We start from the raw sequence: 18,032 nt of genomic DNA, 5'->3' as shown, positions 1-18,032 counted from the left end.
TCTGCCAAAGTGATGACCAGTTAATGGATAGTCTTGGTCTTATTATTGTCTTTGGAATGCTTTTAATACAGGGCTAGGGAATCGCATTGATAAAGTAACGGCACCCGTTAAGGTGCCGTTGATTCATTATGCTTGTTCGTTTGAGTCGCTATTCGAGTCTTCACGAACGTCGAACTCAACGTGCCATTTCTGACCATTGTCAGTGGCAATCGCTTCTAGGTATAACGTGCCTAATTCAGTAACACGAGACGCCAAAGTCACCGGAACCACTTCACCTTCGCGACGACCTTCAGAAACAGGCAGTGTCACTTGGATTTCAGGAAGCTCATCAAGATCTTCTGGAGCCCAGTGATCAAGGTGCGTACCTGCTTGGTCTTCACGACGTGTTGTTGAACCGAAGAATTGGAAGTGTACTGGCTGACCAATCACTAGACCGAACTCTTGGCTAGGAACTTGAACGCTTGAGCCTTCTTCCATACCAAATGGTGCAACACACAGTGCTTCCATTGGAGGAGCCATACCTGGGATAGCTGGCATCGCGCTTTCAATTCCTACGTAGTAAGAAGAAGCGATACCACCGCGGATACGAACGCCTTGGCCACGACGTACTTCGCCGTAGTAAGAAGCGCCACTTGCAACCGCTAGATCTAAGTCTAAGCCTGAAAGCTTTTTAGCGAATTCAGCGTCGGCATTAATTAGCCATTCATTGATCGTGTCTGAAAGACGATCAGCAAGTAGGTTAGATTTTAGAACACCACCATTGAACAGTACCGCTGTTGGTTTGATGAAGTCTGCTGCTGGCGCTTCTGACCCTTGCGCTTCTGTACCGGGCATACCGGGCATGTTTGCAAACGGGTTGAAATCTTGTTGAGCGGTTTCGCTATTTCCAGAAAGCGCATTGGCTTGCTTAGAAAGGAACGCGGCAATATGACGAGTAATACCCGCATCTTGAGCGTAAGGTAGACCCATTTGAGTCAATGCACCACGAGTTTTCTGTACCGGGTGATCCGTTACAGCGACTTGTGGGAAGAAGCCGTCAACCAATGTTTGTTGTACTTCTTGTTGAGTCAGTTCTGTTTTCAGTGTTGCGCCAAGTAGCTTAGAGCCGCGGCTTGGAACAACGATGGGCACAGATTGAAGTTCAGCATCATTTAGCAATGCTTCTTTCGCATCACGACACGCATGAGTCATCGCTTGAACCTGCCAAGGAGCCAGTTCTTTACCTTCTTGAGCTAACTTCATTTTCAGACGGTAAGCTAACGCTAAGTCCATATTGTCGCCGCCAAGTAGGATATGCTCACCTACCGCGATGCGGTTCAGACTTAGGTTGCCTTCGTCTTGTGTTACTTCAACTAACGAAAGGTCGGTTGTACCACCACCGATATCGACAACTAGAACGATGTCACCAACGTTCACTTCATCGCGCCAAGTATCGTTGCTGTTATCAATCCAGCTGTAAAGAGCTGCTTGTGGCTCTTCAAGAAGCGTTAGGTGAGTAAAACCAACATTACGCGCAGCTTCAGCCGTTAGGTCTCGAGCCGCTGGATCAAACGAAGCTGGAACGGTGATCGTTACATCTTGGTCTGCCAGTTTGTGTTCTGGGTTAGCGTGGTTCCAAGCATCTTTAAGGTGCTCAAGGTACAACTCAGTTGTCTTAAGCGGAGATACCTTTTCAACTTCTTCAGGGCTGCCTGCTGGAAGAAACGCATCACGACGGTTAACACCACCGTGGCATAGCCAAGATTTTGCACTTGCGACCAAACGGATAGGGGTTTTCGAACCTAGGTTACGAGCAATCGCACCGACTAGCGCTTTAGGTTCAGAAGACCAAGGAAGAACGCGAGAGCCCGCATTCATTTCATGTTCGTGCGGCTGGTATAGGAACGAGCCAAGTTGGCTGCGAGTTTCTACGGTACCTGGAGCCGTCAATTGAGGGATTGGCATCACCTCAACGCGAGCGTCTTCATTTGTTGTGTCGATGAAAGACAAAACACAGTGTGTAGTACCTAAATCGATACCGACACTGAACTTAGGCGCTTGCTGTTGCTCTTGAGAAGATAGCTCTTGTGAATGCGTCTGCGGCGTATGTTCTTGAGAAGAAGACTCGTGTGATGATGGCTGAGTTTGGTGTTCCATTATAGCTCCACCTCTGCCGGTGCAATCACAGATGCATCGTAGTTCTCAGCAAGCTTAGGCAGGTTCATGTCAGTTGCTTTCCAACCTTTGTGAACCAATGTGCCATTGAACGGTGCATTGCCCGTTACGTTGCCTGTTAGGCGAATTTCTTGAGGGTTGAAACCTTCAACAACCGTGATGCGCGTTTCTTCATCTTCAGTACGGATGTGAGAAAGCGTCACGTAATCGGCTAACACTTTTTTACCGCCAGTGTGAATTACACGTGCTGCTGCGCCAACTTCTTCGTCAGAGAATGAAGTTAGGTCTTCTTTTAGGAAGTCAATTAAACGAGCTTCTTGCTGCATGATAGACAGTAGCTGCATTGCAGAATCTGTTGGTGCTGTTGCCAGCTTAGATTCAACTTCTACGATTTTTTCGATTACACGTTCAACTTCAACAACTTTCTCTACTTCGACAATTTTCTCAACTGGCTTTTCAACTTCAACGATCTTTTCTACTGGCTTTTCTACGACTTTCTCAACCACTTGGGTTTTACGAGAAACGGCAATAAGCAGTAGTAAAACGCTTGATGCAGTTAGGCCTGCGTGAAGCATATCAAACGTTTGTGGGATTAGGTTCAAATCAACGATCATAGTGATTTCTCTTTAAAATTGATTTAACGGTATATTCGTCGGTTTAAAGGAATATACAGATTGGAAAGAAACTCGGTAGCACGAGACTGAAACGGTCGCTTTCAAGCTATAAATATGGGTGGATACTAGCATATTCAAGGCTTAAGAGGTGTATTTAATGTTTTCAAACAAGTGGCTTTTTAGTGTGTTAGCTTGAAATTTAGTCGAGATTTGTCTGGTTATTGGTCATGGGGGTCAGTAAAATTTACAAAATGCCCGTTTAATGTGACATTTAGGACTAAACATGAATGGAGCATTATTTCCGTCCGTTATATACTTTTCATTCAATAGAGCCTATTTGGAACCCGCATGCCCCAAACTACTGACCCACTAACAGGGTTGAAGAGACAAACTCTCCCGTTGGTCGTATTTTCGGTCAGTTTTTTGATTACTGTTTTGTGCTTTGTATTAGTCATGCTTAATCAAAAGCGTGCGCTGAATATGAATTTGGATAGTTTTGCTACTCACCAGACATTGAGCTTGGAAGCCTTTATAGATAATGATGTGGCATATATTGGGTCTGGTGCTAATTTTTTCTACGCAAATGACCCTGAAAATTGGGATAAGTTTGATCGCTTTGCTAAGCAAACCATAGATGATTCAAAGAGTTTAATTGCCTTGCAGTGGATGCAAAAAGTGCCCGCAGACGAGATAGCTGAGCACACGGCGAAAATGAAAGAAAAGTACCCATTCTTTAAGCTGTATACCATTCCTAAGAACCAAGCAAAAATCTATGGCTACATTTTGGATGGTCAGCCAGCTTTCGTTGCTAGCGATATTTTCCCCAATACAGAACCAAACAACAAAGTTCTTGGCTTTTACTCTTCTAGAGAGCGATTTGATCTCGTTCTAGATAATATCAAACAGACACGTAAGGCGAATATTTCAGACAAAGTTCGCTTGATACAAGATGGGCTAGATAAAGACACAAAAAAGAGTGGCATGTTGGTGTATCACCCTGTCTTTGAGGGAGAGAGTGACAACTTACTCGGCGTTGTAATTGGTGTGGTTCGCACCACATACTATTTTGAGAACTTGCTGGCTTCGACGGTTGGGGATATGAATGTTTATGTCCGCGTTAGTGATGTCGGTTTTGAAGCCGAAGATGCACCTGTCTTGTTCGAAACGAAAGGTTATGAGGGTGTGACTGGACAACATATCACCAAGAAAATCACACTCACTAACCGTGAATGGGTTGTCGACTTCAAGATAGACTCATGCATTTCGTTTAATGGTTACCTGGTGTTGGCCGGGATTGCCCTCGTGGGCACGACTATTTCACTGTTGCTTTCTTATATCGTTAAACTGCAAGTCCAAGAAAAAGTACGCCTGTATAAAATGATTGATGAAAGAACGGAAGAACTCCGTTTTCTTGCCAATCATGACAGCCTCACAGAGATTTATAATCGACGAGCCTTTAATAAGGTGCTCGATAAAGCGATACAAGGTGACAAGCCGTTTAGCTTGATTGGATTTGATGTCGATAAATTTAAAGGGATTAATGATCAATTTGGCCACCCGGCTGGTGATGCCTTACTGGTTCATGTAATTCAGTTGATTTCAGGCAGTTTGAAAGAGGGCGATCATGTCTTCCGTATGGGAGGAGATGAGTTTGGTATCATTTCGAGCGTCATTGAACACGACGCGCTGGCACGTTATTTAGAATGTATTTTAGATACGGTGAGCGAGTCTCACTGTGAGCATAAAGGTCAACTATTGAGTTGTACTCTAAGTATCGGTGCTACCATCCGCAGTAAAGAAGACATCGAAGAGCTCCTTCAAAAAACCGATAGTATGCTTTACCTAAGTAAGTCAAATGGCCGAAATCGCGTTACAATTGCAGGCTAAATGAGCACTTGATGCAACTAGGGTCGAGTTCTGTATTGGGCTCATGTACAATTTGACAAAATTTTTGACGAGAGAATTAGGCGACGTATGAATCACAATCGAGTGGTATGTTTCGATTTGGAAATGTGCTGTTGGAGCGAAGACGGTGTGGGAACAACAGGCGAGATCATTGAAGTTGGTCTTGCTGAAATTGATCTAGCATCTGGCACTATCGTCAAGCGAGCACAATACTACGTTAAGCCAGAGAAAGACGAAGTCTCTCTGTTCTGCGCCGAGCTAACGGGCATAACACCTCGTAAAATCGAAAAGCAAGGTCGTCCATTAGAATCTGTCATCAAGTCGATGATTAAGAACTTCGGTGGACCAAAAAAAATCTATGCAGCGTGGGGACGTGACGACCTTATCTTACACAAAGAGTGTATTGAGAAAGGCATCGAACCTCCGTTCAGCGAGTTCTTGAATATCGCCACGCTTTATCGAGTTCAGAATCGATTGAAAGAAAAACGTATTGGTCACCGTGCTGCTCAAGAAGCGAAAAACATTGAGTGGGAAGGTCGTCAGCACTCTGGTTATGTTGACGCTTATAACTTGGCAAAGCTTGCGCTGACTATGTTGTAATCGTTTGTATTTCAGAGAGGCGCTTGGTTAAATACTGAAAGGTTAAATACTTAAAGTTAGCCTGAATCTTGTGAGTTATTAAAATGAAGAGCCACCTACTTATTAGGTGGTTTTTTTGTGCCTGTTATTTGAGGGTAATGACGATCCAAATTGAGGGCAATGACTATTCACGTTAAGGGCAATGACTATCCCAAGAAACCTAATTTCAACAAGTGGTTTATCAATAGTGAATGGCTACATCGCTTATTTTACGAGTGAATAATATTGGTTTGAAATTTAGCTTTTTAATTAATATTAAATCGCAGGTCTCGACCTTGATTGGGTAGGGCTAGGTGGTAGCGTTAGCTCACCCAAAACAAGGAGAATAGGATGAAGAACATTATTAAGTATGGATTGGCACTGGGGGCGCTAAGCGTAAGTGCGTTGGTTTCGGCACAACCCGTTGTATTGATAAATACCTTTTCAGTCGAGCCGGCCCATGAGGCCGCTACATTAACGTATTGGGAAAATGCGCGAGACGTATTGATGAAGCAACCCGGATACCTATCGACCAAACTGCACCGCTCTTTAAGCTCGGACGCGACATACCGCTTTATCAATGTCGCTGAATGGGAGAGTAAGAAGCAATTCCATGATGCAATACAAGTGATGAGAAAAGAGCTACCACCTTTAAAAATCGAAGGGGTTTCTGCTGACCCTAACTTGTATGAAATTATTCGCGACTAATCAGGAAACCACATAATGAAAACAACTCTAGGAACCTTTTTAGCTATTTTTAGCTTTCTACTTTCAGCGACTCTTTTTTCAACCCATGCCCATGCTGCGGCATACGGTGTGTCAGTCGCTTGGAAAACCGACGATGCTCAAGCGGTATTTGAGGCGATGCCTCATCAGAAAAAAGCATTTGCTAACTTAATTGACGCGGGCTTGGTACACGATATGTTCGTATCGGAAAGCTTTATCGGAGACAAGAAATTTCCGATGATTAAGTTTGTGATTGAAGCGAACAGTGAACAGCACGTTCGAGAGTTGATTGGTAACCTACCATTCCAATTTAAAGAGCTTGTCGAGGTGACTGAAATCAGAGACATCGGTAATAAGTGGTTAAACACTGACGTCGCTTTCAAAAACTACGCAGTCGAACTCGCTTGGACAGAGCCTGAGAATCAATTCATTGTCGATGAGATTATCAGCCAAGATTTACAAATGGTTGTCGATTGGAGCGCTCAAGGCGTGATTACTTCTGCTTACTTAAAACATCAAGAAATAGCTCAAGAGAAGCCAAACCAAAAAGCGATGATCAGACCCATTTACTCAATGGCAATATTGGCTAAAAACGAAGAACAAGCTCGCGGAGTTGCCAGTCAGTTGAATGCAGTAAAGTTAGGCTTCGCTGAAGTTATGATTAGTGAACTTGGATTCAAACTGGAACTATAATTTCGCTAGAACAGAATTGTGACCTCGTTTTCAGATTGCGTAACGACGAGGTCTTAATATAGGACTATGACAAGTTTAGAGTTAAACTTGGCTATGTTCATAGGTGAGTGAGTTTTCGTGACTGGCTCACCTTGTTGTTATTTTATCTTGTTACTTGCTGAGCTTATATTTGGCTTAATTATTGACTAAACTTATTACTCTTCTTTTCCATGTATGGTTTGGTATTAGCTCGACCAAATAAACACCTTTTTGATGACCTTTTATTTATGAACGCCTCGCCGAAATGAACGCCAATAGCCCTGATAAGATCACCTTAGACGCTTCGGGTATCGAATTGAATAACAATACTCTCATTAATTCGAGCTCTAACAAGCAGGTCACCTTGTCTTCATCCGAAAGTTTGATCCTTGAACATTTGGTGATGAATAGCCCGAAAGCGATTGGCCGAGACTTCCTTCTTGAACATTGCTGGCCTGGGCGGGTGGTGACAGGAAGCTCGCTAAACGTAGCGATAAAGAACATTCGTACAGCGTTGAATGAACTGAACTGTGAGTGCAAAATTTTAACGGTTCAGAAGCAAGGGTACAGTTTTAGCAGACCTCAACAGCTTGGTGGTTATCTATCAACACCCATTTCTGCTATTCAAACTCAAGTAGCTCAAGTTAATGTTCCTAATGAAACCGTTGAGCTAGAGGTTTTTAATACTGACAGTGATCGCAGTGATGACAGTAAAAGCGAGTCTGTATTACCCCAACAACGGGAACTTCATAAACAGCGAAGGGTTAAGAGTTTTCTCACTCGTCACCAATCTCGTATCGTAGGGATGGTCGTCAGCGCGCTTCTTCTCGTGCTGTTTTATCAGTTCGTTTTTTTTATGGATAAAACGAGCTATCGTGGCATGGATGTTTATCACGACAGTTTGAATTTTGATCAAGAATTATTAACCGAACTCAATACCGTCTCAGAACTCGGTGTTGATTCGCTTTATCTGCATCGCATCGGAGTTGGGTGCCAGAATATCCAAGCCGTCGCATTGATAAACGGGCGCTGGAAAGAGATGAGTCACCAGTTTAAATCTTTGTCTTGCGATGACGATAATGACGATGAGCGAGGGTGAGTGATATGAATCGTAAGTTTTGGATGCCTATCTTACTCACGTTTTTTGTGATTCTAAATGTAGGCTTAATTTCTGGGCTCGCAACCAAAAGTACTTATAAATTTTCCGCAGAATACCCGATGGTAGGCTGGGAAAAAATATCACTTCGATTGGAAAATGGTCGAGTCAAAATGCAGTACATTGGTTACGATATCGATGGGAATATCGCTCAAACTAAGCAGATGTTTGGCGTGTTCTTGCGCTGGGGGAATCATTACTACTTTTATCAATTGGATCAAGATCAGGCCCAAGATAAGCAGACATTCAATATCAAGCACTTATACATTCAACAAACACAAGGCAAGCGCAGTGTGTTGGTATCAAATCAGCGCGGCCTTTATGTCACTAAGAAGGGCACGCCGCTAGAGCTCAAAGGCATCATGCATGGCGACCGTTTACGTTGATCCAGTCACTTAACGTGAGTATCGAGCCTTTGGTTAGCTTTTACCGATGACGTTCAGCTTAGTTTTGATAAAGTCACTGTGGTCAACGTAGAGCAGTTCTGCGGTTTTACGGATCACTGAATCTTCAAGTGGGTCAATCTCTCCATCCGCATGCGCGACTTCCCACATAGCTTTGATTAATTCTATGCGAACCGGCTGCGAAAGCTCTCGCAGTTGAGAAGTGAAATCGTACAGAGAAACAGATTGTTCAACTTGAGGCTCAGCTTGTGTTAATAAAGCTTTTGATTCTTCTTCGGTTATGTTCAGTAAACGCTGAAGTAAGTGCAGTTTGGCTTGTTGCTCTGATTCGTTGATCGCGTGGTCTGCACCAGCGACTTCGCATAACAAGCTGGCGATGGCTAAGTTAGGTGAGGCAGTGGGCGTTTTGCCTAAATCAGAGCCGTCAACTAATTGTTTAAATAACGAGGTAAGTGAGTTAAACATAAGAGCCTTCCAGTTATGGTGAATATTATTACTATTGGGCCTACGGAGTGTGATCGCAAGCGTCTTTACTTAAAACTGACATTACGAAGAGGTCTGCAATAAGGAACACTTGTTTAGGGCGTGTTGACCTTTCGCGGTTAAACTTTGTTCGAGATAAAAGCGTTTTAATCGCGGCGAGGGGGAAGTAGCCTAGTCATTCTAAGCAAATCTCCCTCAACAAAGAGTAAAACGCTTTTAGCCGAACCCTTCGGGCAGCGTTTGCTGGTCATTTCTACTACGTTATCGGCTTCTCATGTAGGCTAGCTACACATCGAAGCCTCTGCCTTGTATAAATACCCAGCAACTCGCTGCAAAAATTAGCTCGAAAGGTCAACACGCCCTAGTAAGGTTCAGGAAAGCGGGTGGTTTTACCGTCACCACTAAGTGTTGTGATCGACTGTGGTTTACCATCCTCATCTAGCCTTAATTCACCAATCGCACTTCGGTTTGAAAGGCGATAGAAGGTTTGATTGTCTGGGCTTCGCTTCTCGATCTTTAAGCGCTTTCGCTTGGTGAAATAGTTCAAAACTGAGCGAGGACTGTATAACAGGCGGTCCCACACATCACAGAATTTAAGCAGCGGCGCTGGGAATTGATTTTTAATGCCACTACAGGTGATTTGATAAATGTTCGGGCTATTTCGGCGGTATCTAAGCTTGATATCGTAAGCAAAGGAGTAGTGAACATCGCCCGAAAGCACCACGAAATTGGTCGGTGTTTTGGTATGGGTAAAGATACTGATCAGCGTATTGGCACTGCCCGGATGTGCCATCCAGTTTTCAGCGTCAATCACCAATGGCTTACCAATTGTAGTCGCCATCTTTTGCAATGTTTCAATAAACTTCACGCCAAACATCGGTGCAGCTGAAACGATCACGACTTTATCTTGATGCATCAATTGATGTTGAAATTCAATCAAGGCCTCCCAGTCCATCAAACCTGAAGGTTTATTCATACGAGATTCCGAACGCCAGCGACGGGTTCGGGTATCCAACACAATGACTTTGGGTGAAGTATCTATTGTGTAATGCCACTCCTCAAAGCGACTCAGCATTTCAATGAAGGCTCGATGCTTGTTTGGCTCGATGTCGCTAGCAGAGTGAGTAGTCGCGGCATCGCCGGTTTCACTGTTCGTTTGTTTAAGGTTGTCCGTTTGTTCAACGTCATGCGTTTGTTTAAGAACGCGCGGTTGATCGACAAAAAGCTGTTTTGCTTGCTCGATGAATGTCTCGTCGAAGCTCTCCGGTTTATTTCCCCAGCCCTGACACATCCAGTAGGCCGCAAGGCCGTTACCAATGACTTGAGTTGCGAACTGGTTTTGGTCTACGGCATGTTCCCAACCCACGGTAAGGTTCCAATCATCGGTCACATCGTGATCGTCAAAGATCATGTACGTTGGAATATGCGCGAACAGACGTTGTACTTGCGGTAAGCCAGCAATGAAATCATCCATGATGACGCTTTCATTACGCCACTGTTGCTGCTCAGTCGGTGTTAATTGGCGTCCGCCTTGAGTGAAGTTATTCTCAATTAAACGCTCTCGATTGACACACTGCCACAGTGTCGGTGACCAAACTAATAGGTACATCGCGATAAACTCAGACAGCGTGACCAAGTGGTTTTCACAATCGGTAGAGCTAAAAATCGGTACGCCACGATTCGGGAAGAGCTTATCGAGCATGGATTCTGAAGTGGTGTGGTGTGGCAAGTACTTATCACGTTGATATAAGTGATATTCGCTCTCAAACAAGGCGTCACTGCTGTTGATTCGGTTAACTTGCGAGTCAGTCGGTAAGCTCTCTCCCACTAGGCCAAGCAATTGAATCACTTGCTGAATAGCATCAAGTGTTGGGCCTGCCACATGGTCAGCGTAGATCTGATCGCCGCTCATCATCAGCATATCGGGTCTTTCAGCGACGGTTTGATCGGCAATCTTGTTATCTGCTGCGACTAGGCTGTCTTTGCTTGGATGATGTGGATTACGGCAAGAGCCATGAAGAATGTAATCAGCCGAGGTCGATATCTTAAACTCAACGCGAGATTTACCGTTGTAAACAAGGTGAGGGGCAAGCTCTTTTAATGAGCCTGACTCTGTGTGAACGTCATACTCTAGAAGTGTATTAGTCGGGAACTCGCCTTGTAAGCGGATGAGCGTTACCCACGCATGTGTACCGATTTGAATCGAATCATGATCTTCAAGCGATGAGGTATAAAACGGTTGGTCTGGCTCTACGTCAGAATTACGGGTATACAGTTCGGCTCTGCCTGTCAGAGGCGAGCTGGTGGCTAACCAAAGTACGACTTCAGTTGCAGTCGTTTTTCTTAAAATGGGTCCGGCGAGTAACAGGGGAAGAGATGATGTCGTAGAGGGTTTCAATACGGTACCTAAAATCGTTGGTGGCTAGTCGTCGTGGTGTTGTTTTGTTTCGAGCTTGTTCGTTTCAGGCTCTGTTATGTCAGGCGCGATCATTTCAGACTCAGGTGTTTCAGAACCATCTGCTTCAAGGAGTTCGATAACTTCCGAGCTAGAAAGTTCATGACCCATTAGAAATATTGCCAATAGGGCATCGGCTTTGGTCTTGGTATCGGATGTGTCGTCTAACACTTGCTCCAGTTTTTCACGAATCATAGCAATTTCGTGTTCAACAAAACCACGGCCTTCTTCATCCCCTTGATTGTCTTCTGGGGCATTGTCGAACTCAAGAAATAGCATGTCGCCGTCTAGGTTGGTATTCACCAAACGTTCGGGCAACCATGCCTCACCAATAACAATATCCGGATCGGAATCTTTGGGTAAGTGATCTATAATGTTTTGTAATTCGGAGACTTTCACAATGCTTTCATTTAACCGAGAATATTCTACATTGTAACGGTCAATGCCGCTCAAACCTAAAATTAGTTAGCCGTTATGGCTAATAAATGTCTATTCAGTAACACAAAATTTATTACAAAGAGTAATTACATAAGAATGAAGCTCAAATATTTACCGACTCTCGCTTCGTCGGGCGTTGTTTTCGTCAGTAGCGTTTTCCTAAGTGCGAATGCGTGGGCCGCTGAAGAGCAAGAGTGGGGCATCGCTGCAATGTTTCGTACGGCAAGTATTCCTTACGACACGTCAGGTGGCGACCAAACGGTTAGCTCTTTTGTTCCAATGCTATTTTTCAAGAACGACTATGTGTTCATTGATGGAACTGAGATGGGTGCTTACCTTTATCAACCCGATGACGAGAAATGGTCTCTTAATGCTATCTCTCGCATGCGCTTTATTGATATCCCTGCTTCTGAGCAGAATGAAATTGAAGGTGATACGACGGACTTTGGTGCTCAACTGACTCACCAACTTGATGGGCCTTGGTCTGTCGAAACGGAGTTAATGAGCGACAGTGAATTCAATTTTCACGGTAACTTACGTGCGAAAGCTAAGTATGAAACCGGAGACTGGGAGTTCACTCCGCGTGCGACACTGCGCTATAAAAGTGCGGATTTCAACAGCGAGTATTACTCAGCAGCCAATGAAACCATCGGCGCAGGTGTGGACCTGAATGTCGGTGTAGAAGCGCGTTACCATGTGGTTTCGAACTTATACTTATTGGGTTCAACCAGTGTAACTCGACTGGATGACAACGCTTACGATTCGTCGATTGTCGAAGACCGTTATCAAGGCGAACTTTACCTTGGTTTTGGCTTTTTCAATGATAAAACCAAAGCGCCAAAACCTAAGCTGAGCAATGCGCCGTATTTACGTGTTGCGCACGGCTGGGCGACGCCATCGAATATTGGCGACATCATGAAATTCAACAGGGAGAAAGACGAATACAACAACCAGTTGACCTCCTTTTTCTATGGTCACCCGTTAACCGATGAGATCTTCGGTTTCCCATTGGACATCTACTTAACACCGGGTATCGCGCATCACTGGAATTCAGAGGTTCAGTCAAGCAGCACTGAATACATTGTCGCTATCAAAGCGTATTACACTTTCGACTGGCCGACACAATGGCGTGTTGGTGTGGCAGAAGGTATGTCTTACATCGATTCGCTGACTTACATCGAAGCTAAAGAGATGAAAGAGAAGGGTTATAACGGGAGCCACTTGCTTAATTATCTCGACTTTTCGGTCGATGTAAACGTAGGCGATTTGGTGGGTAAGAATGACCTGAACAACTTATGGTTCGGCTATTCGTTGCATCACCGTTCTGCTATTTTTGAAAACGCCTCTCAGTTTGGTCGAATCAAAGGCGGCAGTAACTACAACACGGTTTATCTACAGTACGAGTTTTAAGCGCGTTTTTTAGCAGGCAGTTTATAACAGGCGTTTTTAGCGTTTAGTTTTTAACTGTGATTTTTGAAACATTCGGTTTGCGTTCGTCACGCTTCCATCGCTTTTACTAACGTGAGAGTGACTAATCAGCCTGATAGCAAAAGGTTTTCCCTTTGTTGTCAGGCTTTTTTGTTTGAGACTTGTGATATAATCGCGCGAGTTTAATAAGTACAAGAATAGGACACGCTTTGACTTCGTCTCCGGAAAAAGCAGATAACAACAAGAATGCAGCACAGCCAAGTTCTCCACAGAACGAAGCGAAATCAAATAAGCCTGCATCGAACCGACCTGCTAAACAATTAAATGCTGAACAAGCAAATGCCAAGAAAGCTGAACAGTCAGCGACAAAGACAAAATCATCTCAGAATAGCCCAGTATCTCTTCGTAAAGCGCTCCACGAATGTATGATGCGTGATCGCTTCCGTTTGAGTAAGCGAATTACTGGCGCGAGTAAAATCAAGAACGAACAATCTAAGCACGCTGTCTTCGATGAGATTGCGTTAGATATTGCCAAGTCAATGATGACGGCAACTCAGCGTGCTGCGCAGAAACCAACCATCGAATACCCAGAGATTCTCCCAGTAAGCCAAAAGCGCGATGATATTGCGAAAGCCATTGCTGAAAACCAAGTGGTTATCGTGGCGGGTGAAACGGGTTCGGGAAAAACTACTCAGTTACCCAAGATCTGTTCTGAGCTTGGCCGAGGTCGTTTTGGCCTAATTGGTCATACTCAGCCTCGTCGTCTTGCGGCGCGTTCGGTTGCAAACCGTATTGCGGAAGAGATGGAAACGCAGTTGGGTGAGTTCGTTGGTTACAAGGTTCGATTCAACGACCAAATTTCTGAAAACACCCAAATCAAATTGATGACCGACGGTATTCTACTGGCGGAAATTCAACACGACCGTTTCTTAAGCCAGTACGACACCATCATTATCGATGAAGCGCACGAACGTAGCCTGAACATCGACTTCATCATGGGTTACTTGAGAGAGCTTCTACCAAAGCGTCCTGACTTGAAAGTGATTATCACGTCGGCGACTATCGATCCTGAGCGTTTCTCGAAGCACTTTAACAACGCGCCGATCATTGAAGTGTCAGGCCGTACTTACCCAGTAGATACGCGTTACCGCCCACTAGGTGGTGATGACAGTGATTCAGACCGCGATCAAATCGAAGGTATCTTTGAAGCCGTTGATGAGCTGTGTGATGAAGGCCAAGGCGATATCTTGATCTTCATGAACGGTGAGCGTGAGATTCGTGATACCGCGGACTCTTTAAGTAAACGTAACTTGCGTGATACCGAAATTGTTCCGCTTTACGCACGTCTATCGGCGGGTGAACAGAACCGTATCTTCCAGTCTCATACTGGTCGACGCATTGTTCTGGCGACCAACGTGGCAGAAACCTCGTTAACGGTTCCGGGTATTAAGTATGTCATCGACCCGGGTACGGCGCGTATTAGCCGTTACAGCTACCGTACTAAAGTACAACGCCTACCGATTGAGCCAGTGTCTCAAGCGAGTGCTAACCAGCGTAAAGGTCGTTGTGGTCGTGTTGCTGAAGGTATCTGTATTCGCCTGTACTCTGAGGAAGATTTTGAATCACGCCCAGAGTTTACTGACCCTGAGATTCTTCGTACTAACCTAGCATCGGTTATCCTTCAGATGACAGCGTTAGGCCTAGGCGACATTCAAGCATTCCCATTTGTTGAAGCGCCCGATAAGCGCAATATTCAAGATGGTGTAAGGCTGCTTGAAGAGTTGGGTGCGATCGCGACCGTTGAACCGTCAGCGAACAAAAACAAGAACCATGGCGACGATAAGAAGAAGCTAACGGCAATTGGTCGTAAGCTCGCTAAGCTGCCGATTGATCCACGTTTAGCGCGTATGGTGATTGAAGCGCCAAGCAACCGCTGTTTGCACGAAGTAATGGTGATTGCCTCTGCATTGTCGATTCAAGACCCGCGTGAGCGTCCATCAGACAAGCAACAATCATCTGACGATAAGCACAAGCGCTTCTTCGATAAAGAGTCGGATTTCATCACGTTTGTGAACCTTTGGGATTACGTTAAGCAGCAACAAAAAGAGCTGTCGAGTAACCAGTTCCGCAAACAGTGTAAGCAAGATTATTTAAACTATTTACGTATCCGTGAATGGCAAGATGTGTACTTCCAAATTCACCAAGCAATGCGTGAATTAGATACCAAGCTGAATACGGAGCCGGGCAGCTACGATGGCATTCACATGTCACTGCTCGCAGGTCTGCTTTCGCACATCGGTATGAAAGACCAAGAAAAGAATGAATATCAAGGTGCTCGTAACGCACGATTCCATATCTTCCCTGCGTCAGGCCTATTTAAGAAACAGCCTAAGTGGATCATGTCTGCTGAGCTGGTGGAAACCTCAAAACTTTGGGGCCGTGTTATCGCCAAAATTCAACCTGAATGGATTGAACCACTAGCGAAACACCTGATTAAACGCAGCTACAGCGAACCTCATTGGTCGAAGAAACAAGCGGCGGTAATGGCACACGAAAAAGTGATGCTTTACGGAATTCCAATCATTCCGAAACGTTTGGTTAATTACGGTGCCATTGATGCCACTGTCAGCCGTGAGTTGTTTGTACGCAGCGCATTGGTAGAGGGAGAGTGGGAAACCAAACATGCCTTCTTCAAACAGAACCGCAAGCTACTGCAAGAAGTAGAAGAGCTAGAACATAAATCGCGTCGTCGTGACATTTTGATCGACGATGATGAACTGTTCGACTTTTATGACCAACGTGTTGGCGAAGAGGCTGTTTCAGGCCGTCACTTCGATACATGGTGGAAGCAAACCAGCCAGAAAACACCAGAGCTGCTTAACTTCGAAAAGTCGATGCTGTTCCGCGGTGATGCAAGCCACGTTACTGATTTGGATTACCCGAACTTCTGGCACCAAAACGGTATCAAGCTGAAGCTGAGCTACCAATTTGAGCCGGGCGATGACAACGATGGTGTAACGGTACACATTCCGCTGCCTATCTTGAACCAAATAGACCAGAACGGTTTTGATTGGCAGATCCCAGGCCTACGTCAGGAACTGGTGATTAGCCTAATTAAGTCGTTACCAAAAACGCTACGCCGTAACTTTGTGCCTGCGCCAAACTACGCTGATGCGTTCTTGGCTCGTGTTACGCCGCTTGAAGCTCCACTATTGGATTCCCTTGAGAAAGAGCTGCGCCGTATGACCGGTGTGGAAGTGGTACGTGATGACTGGAAGTTAGACCAGATTCCAGAGCACTTAAAGGTAACATTCCGTGCTGTGGATCATCGCAAGCGCAAACTGAAAGAGCAGAAAGACCTGCATGAGTTGAAAGAGAGCCTGAAAGACAAGGTTCAAGAAACACTTTCTAAAGTGGCAGACGATGACATCGAGCAGCAAAACCTGCATACGTGGAGCTTTGGTGAGTTACCAAAAGTCTACCAGCAGAAACGTGGTGGCTATGATGTTAAAGCCTTCCCAGCACTGGTGGACACCAAAGACAGCGTAGAGATCAAATTGTTCGAAACCGAGCAAGAGCAGATCACTGCAATGAAATCGGGTCAGCGTCGTTTAATTCTGTTGAACGTACCATCGCCGATCAAATACTTGCACTCGAATTTACCGAACAAATCTAAGCTCGGTTTGTACTTCAACCCATACGGACAGGTGCTCGATCTTATCGATGACTGTATCGCTTGTGGTATTGATAAGCTGATTGAGCAGAAGGGCGGCATAGTTTGGGAGCCAGAGCAGTTTGAAGCTCTAAAAGAACACGTACGTGCAGAGTTGGATGACACAGTTGTTGAGATTGCTCAACAGGTAGAAACCATCTTAACCACGGCATTCGCCATCAGTAAGAAGCTGAAAGGGCGTGTGGATCTTTCAATGGCATTTGCGCTTTCAGACATTAAAGCTCAAATAGAAGGTTTGATTTTTAAGGGGTTTGCCACAGAATGTGGCTGGAAACGCTTGCCGGATATTCTACGCTATATGAAAGCGATAGAGCGCCGAATGGAAAAACTGCCGATTGACCCGAATAAAGATCGCCTTCATATGATCAAAGTGGACTCAGTAATGAATGATTACAAAGAGCTGCTGAATAAAATTCCAAAAGGGATCGCGGTTCCAGAAAATGTAAAAGAGGTGCGTTGGATGATAGAAGAGCTTCGTGTAAGCTTCTTCGCACAGCAACTCGGTACACCTTACCCAGTATCAGATAAGCGTGTTAAAAACGCGATTGATGCTTGCTAAACGAATAAAGCTAGACGCAATGGCAAGGTTTGGGTATAAATCTTGCTTATTGCATTACTAATTGAATAGTTATTACATACAGGGCGACTTGGTGGCAATTCATTACCACGCAAGGCCTGCCAACAGGACGAAAAAGGTCGAATATGAAAAAAACGTTATTGGCTCTAGCACTGCTAGGTGCATCTTCAACAGCGATGGCTGATTCTTGGTTGTACGGCGGCGCAATGGGTGGTCAAAACTCATTAGGTAATCAAGAAGAGACAGCGATGGGTATCCACGTGGGTACGGGCATCCTTCCATTTATTGGTGTTGAAGCGGGTTACTGGGATCTAGGTTCTTTCGACAGTGTTAAATACGGCAACCAAACACTGACTAAACTAGACGCAAGCACAACTTACCTAGCAATCAAACCAAGCATCGACTTTGGTCCTCTTCACGTATACGCGAAGGGTGGTCTTCACTCTTATGAGCTTAAAGCGAACGGCTTCAAGCAAGACGAAGTTGATATCATGTACGGTGTAGGCGCAGAATACTTCATCTTTGGCCCACTATCTGTAGGCGCTAGCTACCAAAACTTCAACATGAAAGATGACGACTCAGGCGTTTTCTCTCTAAACGCAACTATCCACCTACTGTAATTAATCAGTA

14 protein-coding genes are annotated in these 18,032 nt (G+C 44.8%); 9 read left to right on the top strand and 5 right to left on the bottom strand.

From position 1 onward, the window contains the following. Positions 1 to 126: 126 nt before the first annotated feature. Positions 127 to 2,136, bottom strand: coding sequence for an Hsp70 family protein (locus ACED60_RS12375; protein WP_371727679.1), 2,010 nt, complete (start codon positions 2,134 to 2,136; stop codon positions 127 to 129). Next, entirely contained in the window at positions 2,136 to 2,768 is a 633-nt protein-coding gene (locus tag ACED60_RS12370; RefSeq protein WP_009847020.1) for a DUF2760 domain-containing protein, read from the bottom strand. The genes ACED60_RS12375 and ACED60_RS12370 overlap by 1 nt, the downstream gene beginning before the upstream one ends. 348 nt (positions 2,769 to 3,116) lie before the next feature. Here ACED60_RS12370 and ACED60_RS12365 point away from each other — a divergent pair, with 348 nt between their 5' ends. The 6 genes from ACED60_RS12365 (at position 3,117) to ACED60_RS12340 (ending at position 8,270) form a co-directional block, all read left to right on the top strand. Continuing rightward, on the top strand, positions 3,117 to 4,655 hold the full coding sequence (locus ACED60_RS12365) for a diguanylate cyclase domain-containing protein (RefSeq protein WP_371727678.1): 1,539 nt from the start codon (positions 3,117 to 3,119) through the stop codon (positions 4,653 to 4,655). 87 nt (positions 4,656 to 4,742) lie between these two features. Beyond that, complete coding sequence (locus ACED60_RS12360) at positions 4,743 to 5,273, top strand: 3'-5' exonuclease (protein WP_009847018.1); 531 nt, start codon at positions 4,743 to 4,745, stop codon at positions 5,271 to 5,273. Positions 5,274 to 5,642: 369 nt separating this feature from the next. Then, positions 5,643 to 5,999 (top strand): antibiotic biosynthesis monooxygenase, encoded by a 357-nt coding sequence (locus ACED60_RS12355; RefSeq protein WP_012604199.1) that lies wholly within the window; start codon positions 5,643 to 5,645, stop codon positions 5,997 to 5,999. A 15-nt stretch (positions 6,000 to 6,014) separates the two neighbouring features. Next, complete coding sequence (locus ACED60_RS12350) at positions 6,015 to 6,710, top strand: hypothetical protein (RefSeq protein ID WP_371727677.1); 696 nt, start codon at positions 6,015 to 6,017, stop codon at positions 6,708 to 6,710. 418 nt (positions 6,711 to 7,128) lie between these two features. Continuing rightward, complete coding sequence (locus ACED60_RS12345) at positions 7,129 to 7,827, top strand: helix-turn-helix domain-containing protein (protein ID WP_032499115.1); 699 nt, start codon at positions 7,129 to 7,131, stop codon at positions 7,825 to 7,827. Positions 7,828 to 7,832: 5 nt separating this feature from the next. Continuing rightward, entirely contained in the window at positions 7,833 to 8,270 is a 438-nt protein-coding gene (locus tag ACED60_RS12340; protein WP_029222865.1) for a hypothetical protein, read from the top strand. Between the two features lie 33 nt (positions 8,271 to 8,303). On the opposite strand, the gene ACED60_RS12335 is transcribed toward ACED60_RS12340, so the two are convergent. The 3 genes from ACED60_RS12335 to ACED60_RS12325 all read right to left on the bottom strand — a co-directional run bounded on the left by ACED60_RS12335 (position 8,304) and on the right by ACED60_RS12325 (position 11,679). Beyond that, entirely contained in the window at positions 8,304 to 8,753 is a 450-nt protein-coding gene (locus tag ACED60_RS12335) for a TerB family tellurite resistance protein (protein ID WP_009847013.1), read from the bottom strand. A 379-nt stretch (positions 8,754 to 9,132) separates the two neighbouring features. Continuing rightward, positions 9,133 to 11,169: an alkaline phosphatase family protein gene (locus ACED60_RS12330; RefSeq protein ID WP_371727676.1), complete on the bottom strand. Its 2,037-nt coding sequence runs from the start codon at positions 11,167 to 11,169 to the stop codon at positions 9,133 to 9,135. A 24-nt stretch (positions 11,170 to 11,193) separates the two neighbouring features. Next, positions 11,194 to 11,679 carry a hypothetical protein gene (locus ACED60_RS12325; protein ID WP_017101161.1) on the bottom strand — a complete coding sequence of 162 codons (486 nt, stop codon included), beginning with the start codon at positions 11,677 to 11,679 and terminating at the stop codon, positions 11,194 to 11,196. A gap of 81 nt (positions 11,680 to 11,760) precedes the next feature. On the opposite strand from ACED60_RS12325, the gene ACED60_RS12320 reads away from it, so the two are divergent. From ACED60_RS12320 to ACED60_RS12310, 3 genes are all read left to right on the top strand, one after another. After that, positions 11,761 to 13,074: a MipA/OmpV family protein gene (locus ACED60_RS12320; protein WP_371727675.1), complete on the top strand. Its 1,314-nt coding sequence runs from the start codon at positions 11,761 to 11,763 to the stop codon at positions 13,072 to 13,074. Positions 13,075 to 13,301: 227 nt separating this feature from the next. Beyond that, the gene (gene hrpA / locus ACED60_RS12315; RefSeq protein WP_371727674.1) at positions 13,302 to 17,384 is read left to right on the top strand and encodes an ATP-dependent RNA helicase HrpA; all 4,083 of its coding nucleotides are present in this window, start codon (positions 13,302 to 13,304) and stop codon (positions 17,382 to 17,384) included. Positions 17,385 to 17,527: 143 nt separating this feature from the next. Beyond that, positions 17,528 to 18,022 carry an outer membrane beta-barrel protein gene (locus ACED60_RS12310; protein ID WP_009847008.1) on the top strand — a complete coding sequence of 165 codons (495 nt, stop codon included), beginning with the start codon at positions 17,528 to 17,530 and terminating at the stop codon, positions 18,020 to 18,022. Positions 18,023 to 18,032 lie beyond the last annotated feature (10 nt).

This window comes from Vibrio sp. 1F279 (assembly GCF_041439815.1).
Lineage (GTDB): Bacteria > Pseudomonadota > Gammaproteobacteria > Enterobacterales > Vibrionaceae > Vibrio > Vibrio tasmaniensis_A.
The sequence above is the reverse complement of the archived record's forward strand: the minus strand, read 5'-3'. Positions and strand labels throughout refer to the sequence as shown.

What these genes read in the sequence shown, in the direction of transcription:
- ACED60_RS12320 (WP_371727675.1), top strand. Translation starts at nt 11,761, where the DNA reads ATGAAGCTCAAATATTTACCGACTCTCGCTTCGTCGGGCGTTGTTTTC.
- ACED60_RS12355 (WP_012604199.1), top strand. Translation starts at nt 5,643, where the DNA reads ATGAAGAACATTATTAAGTATGGATTGGCACTGGGGGCGCTAAGCGTA.
- ACED60_RS12350 (WP_371727677.1), top strand. Translation starts at nt 6,015, where the DNA reads ATGAAAACAACTCTAGGAACCTTTTTAGCTATTTTTAGCTTTCTACTT.
- ACED60_RS12375 (WP_371727679.1), bottom strand. Translation starts at nt 2,136, where the DNA reads ATGGAACACCAAACTCAGCCATCATCACACGAGTCTTCTTCTCAAGAA.
- ACED60_RS12310 (WP_009847008.1), top strand. Translation starts at nt 17,528, where the DNA reads ATGAAAAAAACGTTATTGGCTCTAGCACTGCTAGGTGCATCTTCAACA.
- ACED60_RS12365 (WP_371727678.1), top strand. Translation starts at nt 3,117, where the DNA reads ATGCCCCAAACTACTGACCCACTAACAGGGTTGAAGAGACAAACTCTC.
- ACED60_RS12335 (WP_009847013.1), bottom strand. Translation starts at nt 8,753, where the DNA reads ATGTTTAACTCACTTACCTCGTTATTTAAACAATTAGTTGACGGCTCT.
- ACED60_RS12360 (WP_009847018.1), top strand. Translation starts at nt 4,743, where the DNA reads ATGAATCACAATCGAGTGGTATGTTTCGATTTGGAAATGTGCTGTTGG.
- ACED60_RS12340 (WP_029222865.1), top strand. Translation starts at nt 7,833, where the DNA reads ATGAATCGTAAGTTTTGGATGCCTATCTTACTCACGTTTTTTGTGATT.
- ACED60_RS12370 (WP_009847020.1), bottom strand. Translation starts at nt 2,768, where the DNA reads ATGATCGTTGATTTGAACCTAATCCCACAAACGTTTGATATGCTTCAC.